Genomic DNA, 16,108 nt, shown 5'->3' with positions numbered 1-16,108 from the left:
CAACGAGGTGAAGGGCGTGAGCCTCGCGGTGAGGAGCCACGACATGACACTTCCCAGCGACCGGCACTACACGGTCGAACTGCATGCTTCGGCGGAGCGTGTGCCGCAGATCCGGCGGATCCTCGCCGCACATCTGCGGTACTGGAATCTTGAGCTGCATATCCCGCCCGTATGCCGGGGAGTGGCGGAACTCCTGACCAACGTCCATCGCCATATCGGCCCGGACGCCCGCTGCGTCGTCGAACTGCGCTGGTCCGGGCGCCATCTGACGGCGTCCGTCGCGGACGGCGGACCACGGCTGCCGAAGCTGCTGAGCGCCGGCGGTGGCGGACTCTCCAGAGTGGCGGCGCTGAGCGACAGCTGGGGCACCTGCGGGACCCCGGACGGCAAGGTCATCTGGTTCACCCGGCGGGTCGAGGCGACCCGTAAGACCCCGCTGGCGAAGCCCACTCCGCTGCGCAGCGTGCCCGACGCGAAGGGGCAGCCGGCCGTGCCGGTCGAGCCGCTGGCCGAGCCCCTGGCCGAGTCGGTGCCCGGGGCCGCGGTCGGCGGGGCGGGCCCGGCGGACACCTCTGCGGTGTCGCTCGTCTGACGTATCTGACGTATCTGACGTCTCACCAGGGGGGTTGCGAGGTGTCGTACGGCGAGGCGCCGACGGTCGCCGTCACGCCTCGCCGACAGGCTGATACGCGGCAGGCGTAAGCAGCAGGCCCGGATTCCGGCCCAGCCCGGATCCCGTCCTGCTGCTTACGCCTGCCTGCGTGCGTGCGCGTGCGGCGGGACGGCCACCGTTCGACGCGCGTACCGCGATGTGTCACACATGCGACATCCCCTCTTCCCCGACGCTCGGTCCCCTTGGAACACTCTGCTGACCGTTGTTGCCCACAGCCCCTCACAAGACGGCACAGAACCGCCCGCAAGATCGCGAACTTCCCCACACCGAAGAGGTTTCCGGACACATGCCTGAACTCAATCGGCGGCGTTTCCTCCAGATAGCCGGCGCCACCGCAGGGGCCTCGGCCCTGTCGAGCAGCATCGCCCGCGCCGCGTCCATCCCGGCGAGGCGACGCTCCGGCTCCATCAACGACATCGAGCACGTCGTGGTGCTGATGCAGGAGAACCGTTCCTTTGACCACTACTTCGGCACGATGAAGGGCGTCCGCGGCTTCGGCGACCCGCGCCCGGTGACGCTGCCCAGCGGCAAGCCGGTGTGGAACCAGCCGGACGGCGGCAAGGAAGTGCTGCCCTTCCACCCGGACGCCGAGGACCTCGGCATGCAGTTCATCGCCGGTCTCGACCACGACTGGGCGGGCGGCCACAAGGCGTTCCACAACGGCGCCTACGACCAGTGGGTGCCGGCCAAGTCCGAGCGGACCATGGCCTACCTCAAGCGGCAGGACATCCCGTTCCACTACGGGCTCGCCGACGCCTTCACGATCTGCGACGCCTACCACTGCTCGTTCATCGGCGCCACCGACCCCAACCGCTACTACATGCTGTCGGGCCACGTGGGCAACGACGGAAAGGGCGGCGGGCCCGTCCTGGGCAACCAGGAACTCGGGTACGACTGGACGACCTACGCCGAGCGGCTGGAGGCGGCCGGGGTCTCCTGGAAGGTCTACCAGGACATCGGCGACGGCCTGGACGCGGCCGGCAAGTGGGGCTGGATCGACGACGCCTACCGCGGCAACTACGGCGACAACTCGCTGCTCTTCTTCAACAAGTACCGCAACGCCAAGCCCGGCGACCCGCTCTACGACAAGGCGCGCACCGGTACCAACGCCAAGGCGGGCGACGGCTACTTCGACGTCCTCAAGGCGGACGTCAAGGCCGGCAAGCTGCCGAAGGTCTCCTGGATCGCCGCCCCCGAGGCGTTCTCCGAGCACCCCAACTGGCCGGTCAACTACGGCGCCTGGTACATCTCGCAGGTCCTGGACGCGCTGACGTCCAACCCCGAGGTGTGGAGCCGCACCGCCCTGTTCATCACGTACGACGAGAACGACGGCTACTTCGACCACATCGTCCCGCCGTACGTGCCCTCCTCCGCCGCGCAGGGCCGCTCCACCGTGGACACCGCCCTGGACTACTTCCCCGGCAACGCGTCCTACGCGGCCGGGCACTACGGCCTGGGCCAGCGCGTCCCGATGCTCGTCGTCTCGCCGTGGAGCACCGGCGGCTTCGTGAACTCGGAGGTCTTCGACCACACGTCGATCATCCGGTTCATGGAGCGGCGCTTCGGCGTGCACGAGCCCAACATCTCGCCCTGGCGGCGCGCCGTCTGCGGTGACCTCACCTCCGCCTTCGACTTCAGCGGCAAGGACACCGACCCGGCCGACCTCCCGGACACCGCCGGCTACCAGCCGCCGGACCACGAGCGGCACCCCGACTACCTCCCCAAGCCGCCCGCCAGCCCCGCCCTGCCCAAGCAGGAGCCCGGCTCGCGCCCCGCACGGCCGCTGCCCTACGCCCCGCTCGTGGACGGCTCAGCGGACCCGGCGGCCGGGAAGTTCACCCTGACCTTCAGCGCGGGCGACGCGGCCGGCGCGTGCTTCCACGTCCGGTCGGGCAACCGCACCGACGGACCCTGGACGTACACCACGGAGGCGGGCAAGAACATCTCCGACACCTGGAACACGGCGTACTCCAAGGGCGCCTACGACCTCTCGGTGTTCGGCCCGAACGGCTTTCTGCGGACCTTCCAGGGCCCCGGCAAGACCGCCGGCCCCGAGGTGACGGCGCGCCACGACAAGGCGACCGGCAACCTCAAGCTGACCCTCAGGAACGCGGGCGGCGCCGACTGCAACCTCACCGTCAGCAATGCGTACGGCGGTGCCAAGGAGACGTTCAAGGTGCGCGCCGGCGGCACCGTCGAGCACACCGTGGACCTGCGGGCGAGCAAGCGCTGGTACGACCTGACCGTGGTGTCCGACACGGACCGCACGTTCCTGCGGCGCCTCGCGGGGCACGTGGAGAACGGCGCGGTGGGAGTGAGCGACCCCGCGATCATCACCGGCTGAGCGCCGTCGGCCCCGGCCCGCGCCCGAAGGCACGGGCCGGGGCCGGCGCGTCAGCGCAGGGTGCCGCGGACCTCGCGCGCCGCCGCCACCAGGTTCTCCAGCGCCGACCGCACCTCGGGCCAGCCGCGGGTCTTCAGACCGCAGTCCGGGTTGACCCACAGCCGCTCCGGCGGAATGCCCTCAAGTCCCTTGCGCAGCAGGGAGGTTGCCTCGGCGGTGCTCGGCACCCGCGGGGAGTGGATGTCGTAGACACCGGGTCCCACCTCGCGCGGATAGCCGGCGGTGGCGAGTTCGCCGGCGACCTGCATGTGCGAGCGGGCCGCCTCCAGGCTGATGACATCGGCGTCCAGGTCGTCGATCGCCTGGAGGATGTCGCCGAACTCGGCGTAGCACATGTGGGTGTGGATCTGGGTGCCCGGGCGGACGCCGCCCGTGGAGAGGCGGAACGCCTCGGTGGCCCAGGCCAGATACGCGTCGCGGCCGGCGGCGCGCAGCGGCAGCGTCTCGCGCAGGGCGGGCTCGTCGACCTGGATGACCGCGGTGCCGGCCGCTTCGAGGTCGGCCACCTCGTCGCGCAGGGCGAGCGCGACCTGCCGGGCGGTGTCGGCGAGCGGCTGGTCGTCGCGGACGAAGGACCAGGCGAGCATGGTGACCGGGCCGGTGAGCATGCCCTTGACGGGCCGCTCGGTGAGGGACTGGGCGTAGGTCGTCCAGCGGACCGTCATCGGCTCGGGCCGGGAGATGTCCCCGGCCAGGATCGGCGGGCGGACATAGCGGGTGCCGTACGACTGGACCCAGCCTTGCCGGGTGGCGAGGTAGCCGGTGAGCTGCTCGGCGAAGTACTGGACCATGTCGTTGCGCTCCGGCTCGCCGTGCACGAGGACGTCGAGACCGGCCTTCTCCTGGAAGGCGAGGACCTCGTGGATCTCCGCCGCGATGCGCTCCTCGTAGGCCGCGGCGTCGATCCGGCCGGCGCGCAGGTCGGCGCGGGCGGTGCGCAGTTCGGCGGTCTGCGGGAACGAGCCGATGGTGGTCGTCGGCAGCAGCGGCAGCCCGAGGTGGGCGCGCTGGGCGGCGGCCCGCTCGGCGTACGGTGCCGAGCGGCGCGCGTCGCCGTCGGTGACGGCCGCGGCGCGGGCGCGTACCGCGGGGTCATGGGTGAGCGCGGAGCCGGCCCGGGAGGCCAGGGCGGCGCGGTTGGCGGCGAGTTCGGCCCTGATGGACCCGGTGCCCCGGGCCAGGCCGCGCGCCAGCGTGACGATCTCCGCGCACTTCTGACGGGCGAAGGACAGCCAGCGGGCGATCTGCGGGTCGACCTCGGGCTCGGCGGCGGCGTCCAGCGGGACGTGCAGCAGCGAGCAGGAGGAGGACACGTCCACCCGGTCGGCGAGGCCGAGCAGGGTGCCCAGCGTGGCCAGCGACTTCTCGAAGTCGTTGAGCCAGACGTTGCGGCCGTTGACGACGCCGGCCACCAGCCGCTTGCCGGGCAGCCCGCCGGCCGCGGCGAGATCGGCGAGGTTGGCGGCCGCGGCGCCGGTGAAGTCCAGCGCCAGCCCGTCGACCGGCGCCTTCGCCAGCACCGGCAGCGCCTCGCCGAGCCGGTCGAAGTACGAGGCGACCAGCAGCTTCGGGCGGTCGGTGAGGGTGCCCAGGTCGCGGTAGGCGCGCGCCGCGGCGTTCAGCTCGGCGGGGGAGCGGTCCTGGACGAGGGCGGGCTCGTCGAGCTGCACCCACTCGGCGCCCGCCGCCCGGAGGTCGGCGAGCACCTCGGCGTAGACGGGCAGCAGCCGGTCGAGCAGTGTCAGCGGATCGAAGCCCGCCGCGACGCCGGGCGCGGGCTTGGCCAGCAGGAGGTAGGTGACCGGGCCGACCAGCACCGGGCGGGCGGCCAGGCCGAGTTCGAGGGCTTCGGTCAGCTCGGCGACCTGCTTGGCGGAGTCCGCGGCGAAGACCGTGTCCGGGCCCAACTCCGGTACGAGATAGTGGTAGTTGGTGTCGAACCACTTGGTCATCTCCAGCGGCGCCACCTCCTGGGTGCCGCGGGCCATCGCGAAGTAGCCGTCCAACCGGTCGGCGGCCACCGCGGCACGGTGCCGCTCCGGGATCGCACCGACCATCACGCTGGTGTCCAGGACGTGGTCGTAGTAGGAGAAGTCGCCGGTCGGCACCTCGTCGATACCGGCCTCGGCGAGCCGCTGCCAGTTGCCGCGGCGCAGCCCGGCCGCGGTGGTCCGCAGGGCGTCCGCGCTCACCCGGCCCTTCCAGTAGCCCTCGATGGCCCTCTTCAGTTCACGGTTCTGCCCCTGCCGGGGGTAGCCGTGCACGGTGGCCCGTACTGCCGCCGCTGCGGATGTGCTGGTCACGGAACTCTCCTTCGCGAGTGTCGACTCGACCCCGGGGACGGGGGAGGGCGCGAAGGGTGGCCGAACCGGGCGGATGGGTGGGTGCGCTGCCGCCGCCCGTGCCGCCTGACTTGTCCGCCGACCCGCCCTCGAGGTCACCGAGATCACCCCGCACACAGGTCGCACGGGGGCACTGGCAGGTATTCGGACTCGTGGGCACATCCGCCGAGGCGGACACCTACTGGCCGTCGCTTCCCAGACCCGGCCGGGTCCAGTGCGTATGACGGCGGTCGTTCCCACTCACCGCTGCGGGGCAGTCCCGGATTCACACCGGGTTCCCTCTTACGACGCGCCTGCCTGGCGGGCAGGGCGAACCAGACGCACTCGTCACCTTAGGCCCTTCCGCAGGCATCGGGTATCCGCATTCGAGCAGGCCTTGAGCTGGAGTGCGCTCCAGCGCCTAGCGTGCCGATCACGTACCGAGCGAAGGGAACACCGTGCGCTACACACTGTTCGGCAGGACCGGTCTGCGGGTGAGCGAGCTGAGCCTGGGGACCATGACCTTCGGCGAGGAGTGGGGGTGGGGCGCCGGCAAGGAGACCAGCGGCCGGATCCTGGACGCCTACGCGGACGCCGGCGGCAACTTCGTCGACACCGCGAACAACTACACTGACGGCGCCGCCGAGCGGATGCTCGGGGAGCTGCTCGAAGGGCGCCGGGACGGGTTCGTCCTCGCCAGCAAGTACACCTGCGCGACCCGCAAGGGCGATGTGAACGCGGCCGGCAACCACCGCAAGAACCTCGTCCGGTCGGTGGAGGCGAGTCTGGACCGGCTGCGCACCGACCACCTCGATGTGCTGTGGGTGCATGCACGGGACAACTTCACCCCGGTCGAGGAGGTCATGCGGGCGCTCGACGACCTGGTGCGTTCCGGCAAGGTCCAGTACATCGGCGTCTCCGACTGGCCCGCCTGGGAGATCGCGCAGGCCAACACGCTCGCCGAGCTGCGCGGTTGGACGGCCTTCGCGGGCTCGCAGCTGCGCTACAACCTGCTGGAGCGCACGCCGGAGCGGGAGTTGCTGCCGCAGGCCCGCGCCTTCGACCTGGCCGTGCTGGCCTGGGCGCCGCTCGCCGCCGGGAGGCTCACCGGAAAGTACCGCCGTGGCGGGACCGGGCGGCTGGACGTCGTCGCTGGCGACCCGCGGGACGGTGCGGGGGACGAGACCGTCACCGCGGTGCTGGAGATCGCCGAGCAGGGCGGCTGGAGCCCGGCGCAGGTGGCGCTGGCGTGGCTGCGCAGCCGGCCGGGCAACATCGTCCCGATCATCGGGGCCACCAAGGAGAGCCAGCTCGCCGACAACCTCGCGAGCGTCGGTGTCGAGCTGGACGCCGACGCGCTGGCCCGGCTGGACGCGGTGAGCGCGGTGCCGCTGGGCTTCCCGCACGACTTCCTGCGGGAGCCGGCCATCACCGAGAACGTCTACGGGGACCGCTGGGCCGACATCGAGGACCGGCGCTCCACATACCGCCGTACGACCGGCGGGATCCGCTGACCGGATGTCCTCCCCGGGCCCGGTACGACGCACGCCGCCGCCCGGAAGGCCGGGCGGCGGCGTGCGCGCACTGCGGTCAGGCGCCGGGCGTCACTTCAGCGCGCTGCGCTGCTGCCACTGCTGCCAGGTCTCCTGCCAGACCTCCAGGCCGTTGCCGACGTCGGTCTTGTTGGGGTTGCTGGTGCCCTTCACCTCGACCGTGGAGCCGATCGTCAGGAAGTCGTAGACCTTCTTGGCGTCCGCGGTGGTCATGCCGAAGCAGCCGTGGCTGTTGTTGACCACGCCGATCTGCTTGTTCCACGGGGCGGAGTGCAGAAAGGTGCCGGAGGCGGTGAGGTGGGTGACCCACTTCGAGTCCAGCATCCACTCGTCGCCGTGGCCGATGGTGGAGGAGTCCATCGTCTCGGCCGCGTTCTTGCTGCGTACGGTGTGCACGCCGCCGCGGGTCGGGTCCTGCGGGGAGCCCGCGGAGCCGCTGATGGTGCCGACGTTCTTGCCGTTCTCGTACATGGTCAGGGTGTGCGAGGGAACGTCGATGACGGCCTTGTGGTCGGCGCCGATGGTGAATCCGAAGTTGTAGTCCCGGGCGAACCAGCCGCCCTCGGCGCCGGAGTCGATACCGCCCAGCGCGCCCTTCACCGAGACCTTGGTGCCGGCCGGCCAGTAGTCCTTGGGGCGCCAGTCGATCCGGTTCTTGCCGCTCCAGTCCTTGACCCAGCCCCAGGCGCCCTCCACCTTCGGCTGGGTGGTGACCTTCAGCGCCTTCTCGATCTCGGCGCGCTTGTCCTCGGCTATCGGGTGGTCGAAGAGGATCGATATCGGCATTCCGGTGCCGACGGTCTGCCCGCCGCCCGGGGTGTTGGTGAGCTTGTTGACCTTGTCGGCCTGCTCCGTGGTGAAGACCGAGGTGGCGGCGGACTCCTTGCCCCCGGTCGACTTGGCCCTGGTCTTCACGGTGTAGGTGGTCTTCGGCCGGACCTTGCCGTCCGACGTCCATGACGTGCCGTCACCGGCCAGGTGTCCGGTGACCGTGCCGCCGTCGTCGTCCTTGACCTCGACCGACGTGAGCTTTCCGTCCGCGGCCCGTACGGATATCGCCGAGCCGAGCTTGGCCGACTTGCTGCCGCCGGCGGGGGTGACGGTCACCTTGGCCGCCGGCTCGTCGGCCTTCGACGAATCGGCACCGCCCCCGCACGCGGTCAGCAGGCCGGCCGCCGCTATCAGGGCGGGTATCAACCGGGCGGGGTGGCGACGAAGTGCGGCGTGCACGGGGACCCTCCAAAGCAGGACGACTGGCGTTGGCGGGTCCGGCCCTGTGAGGGCGTAACCGTCAAAGGCCGCCAATGCACCCGCCGTCTATGCAGAGGGTCTGACTGCTGTGGTGGTTGTCCGGTGCACCGAATATTAGGACACAGTTCGATATCGAAGGGGCGGGCCGGGGGAGTGCCGGCCCGTGCCTCAGCCGGCCGGCGTGGCCCCGCCGCCGTTACGTGTGGGGCTCACCGCCGGGTGATCCGTTGCTGCCGGACGGCGAACCGGTCGTACCGCCGGTGGTGTCGGAGCCGCCGGTGGTGTCGCTCCCGCCGGTGGTGTCGGCCCCTCCGGTGGTGCTGGCCCCTCCGGTGCCCTCCGTCGGAGTTCCGGTGTCCGTCGTGCCGGTCGTCCCGTTCGTGCCGGTCGTTCCGTTCGTGCCGGTGGTTCCGGTGGTTCCGGTGGTCCCGTTGGTCCCGTTGGTCCCGGTCGTGCCGGTGGTCCCGGTCGTCCCGGGCGGCGAGGTGTCGGTTTCGCCGGGGGTGGTCCCGTCGGTCGGGGGTGACGCGGTGGTCGGCGGGGGCTGGGAGGAGGCGGGGCCGCTGGGGGTCTTGGCCGGCGGGGCGACCGGGTGGTCCTTGGCGGGGCCGTCGGCGCCCTCGGGCCGCTTGAACCACTTGCCCGTCTTCGGGTCGCGCAGGGTGAATTCGCGGACGTCGGTCCTTGCGGGCTTCACGACGACCGCGTTGGTGGGCTGGTATCCCGCCCACTTCTCGCCCCTGGTCTTCGCCCCCTTCGGCAGCTGCTGCGGCGCCGTCAGCGGGTTCCCGCACTTGCAGCGCACCCGGGGCACCCCGTACGGGTCGACCAGCACCGCGGTGCCGGCCTGCAGCACCGACTGGAAGGGGTAGGCCTTGCCGTCCTTGTAGCCGTGGTTGGTGACCCGGGTGTCGTAGGCCAGCTGGATGGGCGTCAGCGACCGCAGATAGGACGGGAGGTTCTCCGGGGTCTGGCCCACGACGCGGGCGAACGCCCGTTGCTTCGCGGGGACGCTCTCCAGGAATCTGACCTGCTTCTCGATGTCGCAGCTCGCGCTGTGCCGGGTGCCGCCGTAGAGGCCGGGCGTTGCGCCCGAGATGATGGCATTTGAGCCTTTGGTGGGCTTTTTGGGGATGGCGGACCGGGCGGGGGCGGTGCCGTTCGCCGTGGAATCCGTGACCGGGTTCTGGCCGGTCGAGCCGGCCGGTTCGGCGAAGACCTCGGCCGCGGCGGTCTCCTCCGGCCGGGTGAGTACGACGATCAGGATCACCGCGGCGACCACGGCGGCCACCAGGATCGCCACCCGCGGCACGGACCGCCACCAGGGTCCGCCGCCCTCTCCGCCACCGCCCCCGCCGCCGCCTCCGCCGCCTCCCTTGCCCGGGCCGCCGGGTGGCGGGGGCGGCCCGGGGGTCTTGGGCTGCGGCTGCCATGGCTGCGTGCTCACCTGCGTCGGCTCGTGCGACGGGCCGGACGGTGTGTCGGAGAGAGGGCCCGACGGCGGCCCTGTCGGGCGGCTGTCGGAGGGCGGTGGCGAGGTCACGGAACCCCCTTCCGGCGTGTGCGGGCCATCCGGGCGCGAACAATGCCCTGGTTCGCACTGGTTCACCCTGGTTCGTCAGTGTCTAGGCAATTGTGTGCCCGGGTTCGGCACTGTCCGCAAGCGGGGCGGTACGCGGCGTGCTTACGGTGGTGGGTGCCGCACCCACCGCGACAGACCAGGAGGCAGCGTGAGCCAGTTGCGGGGCCCCGCGTCCACCGGCCCGCCCGGCCCGGTACACACGCCCGGCGTACCGCCCGCCGTCCGGGCCTGGGGGGAAGCGCTCGGTGCGGCCGCGGCAGGCGTCGTCACCATGATCGTGGTCGCCGCGCTCGGCCTGTGGGCGGCCGGTGCGGCGGACCTGCCCGGCGGGGCGTTCCCCTCGGTGGTCGCGGCGGCCGTCGTGATCGCCGCGGGCGGCTCGGTCACGCTGTCCGGCGAGGCGGGGATCATCGGACAGGCGGACGCCACGCTCGACGCCGTACCGCTGTCGGTCACGCTGGCCGGTGCGCTGGTGACCGGTGCCGTCTTCCTGCGGCCGCTGCGCCACCGGGCGGTGGCCGGCGCCCGGGAGCTGCTCGGCCGGATCGCCCGTACGACGGTGTGCTGGCTGGTGCTGGTGCTGCTGGTCGCACTCGCCGCCCGGCACGACTTCCGGATCTCGGTGGGCAACGACCTCGCCGACGAGATCGGCGCCGAGCTGGGCACCACCCCCACCGTCGGCTTCTCCGCCGACGTGCCGGCGACGCTCGGCTTCGCGCTGCTGTGGGTGCTGGCGGTGCTCGCGCTGACCTTCCTCGTCTCGCGCCGGGCGCCGCTCTCCTCCCGGCTGCTGCACTTCCAGGACTCCGTACGGCCGCCGGCCTTCGCCATGCTGCTGACACTGCTGATCTATGTGGCGATCGGGCTGATCATCGGCGTCGTCGAGCTGATCGCCAAGGACCGCCCCGCGCAGACCTGCGCGGTGCTCTTCCTCGGGCTGCCGAACCTGGCCTGGATGGCGCTGGGCCTGGGGGCCGGCGGCGGCTGGGTGGGGCACGTCGACAAGGCCCTCGGCCTGCCGCTGCCGCACGTGCTGGACCAGGTGCTGCGCGCCCGCGGACAGCGGACCCTCGACGTCGGCTCGATCGCCGAACACGACGGCCGGGCCTGGCTGCTGGTGGCGCTGGCGGCCGTGGTGCTGCTGACCGCCGCCTTCACCGCGGCGGTCCGCTCCCCGGCGCGGCTGCCGGCCTGGCGGCACGCCGTCGAGATGGCCGCGGCGCTGGCGCTCACCCTGTTCGTCGTCGGACTGCTCACCCGGATCGAGGCCCACTACGGGCTCTCCCTGATCGGCGTCGGCGACCTCGGCGGCGACCTGGGCGGCGGGCTCACCCTGCGGCCGCAGCTCCTGCGTCTGGTGGGCGTGGGCGCCGCCTGGGGGCTGGCCACCGGCTTCCTCGGCAGCCTGCTCGCGCGGGGCGTACGGCATCCGGGGGAGGTACCTCAGCGCTAGGCCCCAGGCCCCGTCTGATGGGTCAGGGCCGGCCGGGCCGGTAGAGCCGGCGGGCGCGGGCGCCGTCGACGGTTCCGTCCTCCGGCACCCGCAGGAAGTGCTCCGACTGCCAGGACTGTGTGCTGCGGGCCTGGCGGCTGGTGGTCGTCACCCACGGCGGGTAGACGCGGAACGCCCGTTTCCCGCCGGAGCCGTTCCGCGACACGATGCCCCGTGCGCAGAGCACCTCCCGCGGGAACACGAACTGCCCGAACCGCTCGCCCTCGCGGGTGCTGATGACGAACAGGTCCACGGGGTCGGCGGCGTCGAAGGGCTGGATCGGGCCGCCCGCGGACCTCTTCCACACCGTGACGAACTGACCGGCCTTCGTCGGGGTCGTCTTGGCCACGCGGTACTTGACGAAGAGACCGTCCAGCGTGAACTCGTGCGCCGCGTACTCGGCGCTCTCGGCTTCCGGCACCGGCTGTGAGCACGTGAACCCGCTCGGGTCGTACACCAGCGCCTTCGCCGCCCGAAGGTCATGGGGGATCTCCGCCTCGTGCGGCCAGTCCCCGGCGGTACGGGCACCGGGCTCCTGAGGGGCCTCTTGTCTGCTCACCATGCTCACCATGCTGTCACCCCGGAAATCGAACACGCGAGCGGGTTGCGGGTGGCGGGTATGGCCTCGGGTCTCCCGCGGTGCCCGCCGCCGGTCAGCGCGTGGAGCCGGGGAACACCGGGACCGCCCACGACGGCGGGGGCGGGGGCGCGGTGCCGGCCCCATCGCCCGGGCCCGTCGTGCCGACGCCCCGGTCCCGGTCTTGGCCCTGGTCCCGGTCCCGGTCCTGGTCCCGATCGTCCGGCGGCAGCCTGGGCGGCTCGGTCCGGCCGGCCGTGCGCAGCGCCGCCACGAAGCCCCGGCAGGTCTCGTAGCGGTTCTCCGGTGCCTTGGACAGGGCCTGGGCGAACACCTCGTCGACGGCCGGGGACAGATCGGGGCGCAGCTCGGTCAGCGCCGGCGGCGGATCGTACTGGTGCGCCCACAGCAGCGCCATGTCGTCGTCGCGCCGGAACGGCGGCGACCCGGTCAGCATCTCGAAGAGCACACACGCCAGGCTGTAGACATCGCACCGGCCGTCCACCGGGCGGCCGGAGATCTGCTCGGGCGCCACGTAGTCCAGCGTGCCGACGAAACTGGCCGACGCCGGTGAACCCGGTCAGTGAGAGCGACTTCTTCGTCAGCCCGAAGTCGGTCAGATAGGCGTGCTCGGGACGGTCGCTGTCGGTGCCCTCGGCGATCAGGATGTTGCCCGGTTTGACGTCCCGGTGCACGAGGTCGTGCGCATGGGCGGCGTCCAGCGCGGAGGCCACCTGGAGGGCGATGCGGCAGGCGGTCTCCAGAGGCAGCGGGCCGTCGCGGTCGAGCAGCGCGGCCAGGTCCCGCCCCTCGACGTAGCGCATCGCGATGTAGAGCATGCCGTCGGTCTCCCCGGCCTCGAAGACCGGCACGATGTGCGGGTGGTCGATGGCCGCGGCGACCCGCGACTCATGTGCGAAGCGCTGCCGGAAGGTGTCGTTGCGGGCCAGCTCGGGCGCCAGCAGCTTCACCGCCACGATGCGGCCGAGCTTCAGGTCCTCGGCCCGGTAGACCACGGCCATCCCGCCCCGGCCGATCTCGTCCTGCAGCCGGTATCCGGCGATCTGGCGTCCGCGCAGCCCGGAGGAGTCGGGGGCGGTGGAGCGCTCCCGGCTCCGGTCGGCCGGCTCGTCGGTCACGGGGCCTCATCCGGCGGGGCGGAGCGCCCTTCCGAGTACTGCGCCGCCTGCGTCGGCTGCGCACCCGGCGCGGAGGGGGGAGGGGCGGCCGACCGGGGCCCGGACGGCGTCGCCCGCCCCGGCTCCGGACGCCCCGGATCCGACGCCGACGCCGCCTCCTGCCCGGAGCGCTGCGACGACGGTCCCGAGCTCACCGCGTAGGTCTGCAGCGACACCCCGTCGCAGTAGCACCACCGCTCGTGCCGGGCGTCGTACAGCCAGACCGCGTCGCCGTCCACGACCACCCCCACCCGGGTGCCCCGGGTCCGTTCGGCGAAGGACGCGCGGTCGATCCGGCCGGCGGCCAGCTCCTCGACCAGCTGCCGGTATCTGCCCAGTTCGCCCTCCGCCGCGCCGAGCAGCGGCCGGGGGTCCGCGGTGCGGGCGGCGGGCTGCGCGGCGGTCGGCGGCTCGCGCGGCACGGTCAGCAGCAGCCGGCCGTCGACCCAGGCCGACCAGCCGTTGGAGCACAGCGCCAGCGCCCAGTCGCCGCGCCGGTCGACGACCTGGACCGGCAGCAGCGGATCGAGCGGTGCGCTCGGCAGGCTCGCGTCCGGGGCCGACCAGGTCGCCATGCCCTCCGGCGGGACGACATGACTGGGGAGGAAAGCGGACGAGGTCACAGGCGGCTCCTCGGTGCTACTCGCGCATGATCTCGGGCTCGTGCCGCCGCAGCAGCTTGGTGACCACGAAACCGAGGACCAGCGAGAGCACGATCATCATGCCCATATCGAGCAGCCAGACCCCCGGAGCGTGCCGGAACAGCGGATCCGTGGCCCCCTGCGGTATCAGATGCGGCAGGTCGATGGTGCCCGCCATGGCCCCCAGCGCCCACCGGGACGGCACCAGCCAGGCCAGCTGCTCCAGCACCGGTACGCCGTGCAGATCCAGCAGCGCACCGCAGAACACCACCTGGACGATCGCGAGGAGGACCAGCAGCGGCATGGTGACCTCCTCCTTGCGCACCAGCGCCGACACGAACAGGCCGAGCATCATGGCGGTGAAGGCCAACAGCGCCACCGCCAGGGTGATTTCGAGCAGCGGCGGCAGCAACACGCCCTTGCCGCCCGGCGCGTTCAGCCGGACGCCGGTCAGCGCCACCAACGTCAGCACCACGGCCTGCACGACCGTGATCGTCCCGAGCACCAGCACCTTGGACATCAGATACGCCGAGCGGGACAGCCCGACGGCTCTCTCCCGCTGGTAGATCGCCCGCTCCTTGACCAGCTCCCGTACCGCGTTGGCGGCGCCGGTCAGCACCGCTCCGACGCACAGGATCAGCAGCGCGTTGAACGCCGAATCGGCGGTGAGCGCGGAGCCGGCCAGGGCGTGCGCCATCGCACCCATCACGAACGGCAGCGCGACCATGATGATCAGGAACGTCCGGTCGGCGGTCAGCGCCGCCGCATACCGCCGGACCAGGGTGCTCAGCTGGGCTCCCCAGCTCTGCGCCTTGTGTGCCTCCACCGGCCCCGACGGCGCCTGGCGGGGGCGCGGGGGCTGGTGGGTGTCCATGGCGATATAGCGCCGGTGCTGCGGGGAGGCGCGGTACTCGTCCGCCCAGGCCCGGCCCTTGTCGTTCTCGAAGGCCTCGAACGCCTCCGGCCACTGCGCGTACCCGAAGTACGGCAGTGCCTCCTGCGGCGGCCCGTAGTAGGCGATCGTCCCTCCCGGCGCCAGGACCAGCAGCCGGTCGCAGACGTCCAGGCTCAGCACGCTGTGGGTGACGACGATGACGGTGCGGCCGTCGTCCGCCAGGCTGCGCAGCATATGCATCACGGAGCGGTCCATACCGGGGTCGAGGCCGGAGGTCGGTTCGTCGAGGAAGAGCAGCGACGGCTTGGTCAGCAGCTCCAGCGCCACGCTCACCCGCTTGCGCTGGCCGCCCGAGAGGCTGTGGATGGGCTGGTCGACCCGCTGGTCGAGGCCCAGTTCATGGATCACCTCGTCGACCCGGGCCTGCCGCTCGGCCTTCGCGGTGTCCTCCGGGAAGCGCAGCTGCGCGGCGTAGGTGAGGGCGCGCCGCACGGTGAGCTGCAGATGCAGGATGTCGTCCTGCGGTACGAGGCCGATGCGCCGGCGCAGCTCGGCGTAGTCGCGGTACAGGTCGCGGCCGTCGTAGAGCACCGTGCCGTCGTCCGCGGGGCGCAGCCCGGTCAGCGCGTTGAGCAGCGTCGACTTGCCGGCGCCGCTCGGGCCGACCACGGCGAGCAGCGTCCTCTCACCCACCGGGAAGGACACCCGGTCCAGCAGGATCTTGTTGCCCTTGTCCACGCGGACGGCCAGGCCCTGGACGTCCAGCGACACCTCGCCGGTGTCGACGAACTCCTGCAGCTCGTCGCCGACCAGGGCGAACGAGGAGTGGCCGATGCCGACGATGTCGCCGGGGATCATCGGGGCCCGCTGCACCGGCTGGCCGTTGAGGTAGGTGCCGTTGTGGCTGCCGAGGTCCACGATCTCGAAGCCCTCGGGGCCGGACCGCAGCTCGGCGTGCCGGCGGGAGACCGAGAGGTCGTCGATGACCAGGTCGTTGTCGGGGGAACGGCCGATCCGGGTGGTCCGGGCGGCCGGGATCGGCCGTACGGAGGTGGGGCGGCGGAAGGTATGGGTGCCTGCGGGGTGGGAGACCGCGGACGGCCGGTCGACCGGGCCGGGCCGCGGCACCCCGGAGAGCACCGCGCACGGCCCGTCGGCGGGGTTGCCGAACCGGATCACGCTGCCCGGTCCGACCCCGGACTCCTGGACGCGGCGCCCGTCGGCGTAGGTGCCGTTCGTGCTGCCCTCGTCCGCCACCATCCAGTGGCCGGCCTCGGCCCGCAGGACCGCGTGGTGCCAGGAGACCCTGGCGTCCTTCAGCACGACCTCGCTCTGCGGGTCCCGTCCGACGTGGTAGACGCGGCTGGGGCTCATCACCTGGGTGCCGCCGTCGGACTCGACGACGAGTTCAGGCGCGGTGGGCGCATCCGGCCGCTCAGCCATACCAGGATTTTACGGCGGCGGGCCGCGCCCCGCCTGTTCACGAACCCGCACCACAGCACACAAAGTCCCTCCGCAAAACGGGATTTCGGGGCATGTTC

Annotated in this window: 10 protein-coding genes, 1 pseudogene and 1 riboswitch; of the genes and pseudogenes, 4 read left to right on the top strand and 7 right to left on the bottom strand. The window is 72.2% G+C overall.

The genetic code is table 11. The annotated features are described in order from the left end of the window. Window positions 1-43 precede the first annotated feature (43 nt). Window positions 44-592: an ATP-binding protein gene (locus ACWD6P_RS05610; RefSeq protein ID WP_451442738.1), complete on the top strand. Its 549-nt coding sequence runs from the start codon at window positions 44-46 to the stop codon at window positions 590-592. 367 nt (window positions 593-959) lie between these two features. After that, entirely contained in the window at window positions 960-3,017 is a 2,058-nt protein-coding gene (locus tag ACWD6P_RS05605; protein WP_451442737.1) for a phosphocholine-specific phospholipase C, read from the top strand. A gap of 50 nt (window positions 3,018-3,067) precedes the next feature. Here the strand turns inward: ACWD6P_RS05605 and metE are convergent, their stop codons facing one another. Continuing rightward, on the bottom strand, window positions 3,068-5,380 hold the full coding sequence (gene metE / locus ACWD6P_RS05600; protein ID WP_451442736.1) for a 5-methyltetrahydropteroyltriglutamate--homocysteine S-methyltransferase: 2,313 nt from the start codon (window positions 5,378-5,380) through the stop codon (window positions 3,068-3,070). A gap of 157 nt (window positions 5,381-5,537) precedes the next feature. Continuing rightward, window positions 5,538-5,754, bottom strand: a riboswitch (cobalamin riboswitch). A gap of 102 nt (window positions 5,755-5,856) precedes the next feature. On the opposite strand from metE, the gene ACWD6P_RS05595 reads away from it, so the two are divergent. After that, window positions 5,857-6,912, top strand: coding sequence for an aldo/keto reductase (locus ACWD6P_RS05595; protein WP_451442735.1), 1,056 nt, complete (start codon window positions 5,857-5,859; stop codon window positions 6,910-6,912). Between the two features lie 90 nt (window positions 6,913-7,002). On the opposite strand, the gene ACWD6P_RS05590 is transcribed toward ACWD6P_RS05595, so the two are convergent. Together ACWD6P_RS05590 and ACWD6P_RS05585 are read right to left on the bottom strand one after the other, a co-directional pair. Then, window positions 7,003-8,181 carry a L,D-transpeptidase family protein gene (locus tag ACWD6P_RS05590; protein WP_451442734.1) on the bottom strand — a complete coding sequence of 393 codons (1,179 nt, stop codon included), beginning with the start codon at window positions 8,179-8,181 and terminating at the stop codon, window positions 7,003-7,005. A gap of 217 nt (window positions 8,182-8,398) precedes the next feature. Continuing rightward, window positions 8,399-9,649, bottom strand: a complete 1,251-nt coding sequence (locus ACWD6P_RS05585) for a DUF6777 domain-containing protein (protein ID WP_451442733.1) — start codon at window positions 9,647-9,649, stop codon at window positions 8,399-8,401. Window positions 9,650-9,932: 283 nt separating this feature from the next. Between ACWD6P_RS05585 and ACWD6P_RS05580 the strand changes: the two genes are divergently transcribed. Continuing rightward, a complete protein-coding gene (locus ACWD6P_RS05580) occupies window positions 9,933-11,237 on the top strand; it encodes a streptophobe family protein (RefSeq protein ID WP_451442732.1) in 1,305 nt (434 codons plus the stop codon). Between the two features lie 22 nt (window positions 11,238-11,259). Here ACWD6P_RS05580 and ACWD6P_RS05575 read toward each other — a convergent pair whose 3' ends face one another. The 4 genes and pseudogenes from ACWD6P_RS05575 to ACWD6P_RS05560 form a co-directional block, all read right to left on the bottom strand. Next, complete coding sequence (locus ACWD6P_RS05575; RefSeq protein WP_451442731.1) at window positions 11,260-11,838, bottom strand: MepB family protein; 579 nt, start codon at window positions 11,836-11,838, stop codon at window positions 11,260-11,262. A gap of 91 nt (window positions 11,839-11,929) precedes the next feature. Beyond that, window positions 11,930-12,992: pseudogene (locus ACWD6P_RS05570) on the bottom strand (serine/threonine-protein kinase). Next, window positions 12,989-13,654 carry a hypothetical protein gene (locus ACWD6P_RS05565; protein WP_451442730.1) on the bottom strand — a complete coding sequence of 222 codons (666 nt, stop codon included), beginning with the start codon at window positions 13,652-13,654 and terminating at the stop codon, window positions 12,989-12,991. Before ACWD6P_RS05565 ends, ACWD6P_RS05570 begins: the two are co-directional and overlap by 4 nt. A 16-nt stretch (window positions 13,655-13,670) precedes the next feature. Further along, on the bottom strand, window positions 13,671-16,010 hold the full coding sequence (locus ACWD6P_RS05560; protein WP_451442729.1) for an FHA domain-containing protein: 2,340 nt from the start codon (window positions 16,008-16,010) through the stop codon (window positions 13,671-13,673). Window positions 16,011-16,108 lie beyond the last annotated feature (98 nt).

The sequence above is a fragment of the Streptomyces sp. NPDC002446 genome (genome assembly GCF_053595675.1).
This window is presented reverse-complemented; position numbering and strand designations above follow the sequence as displayed.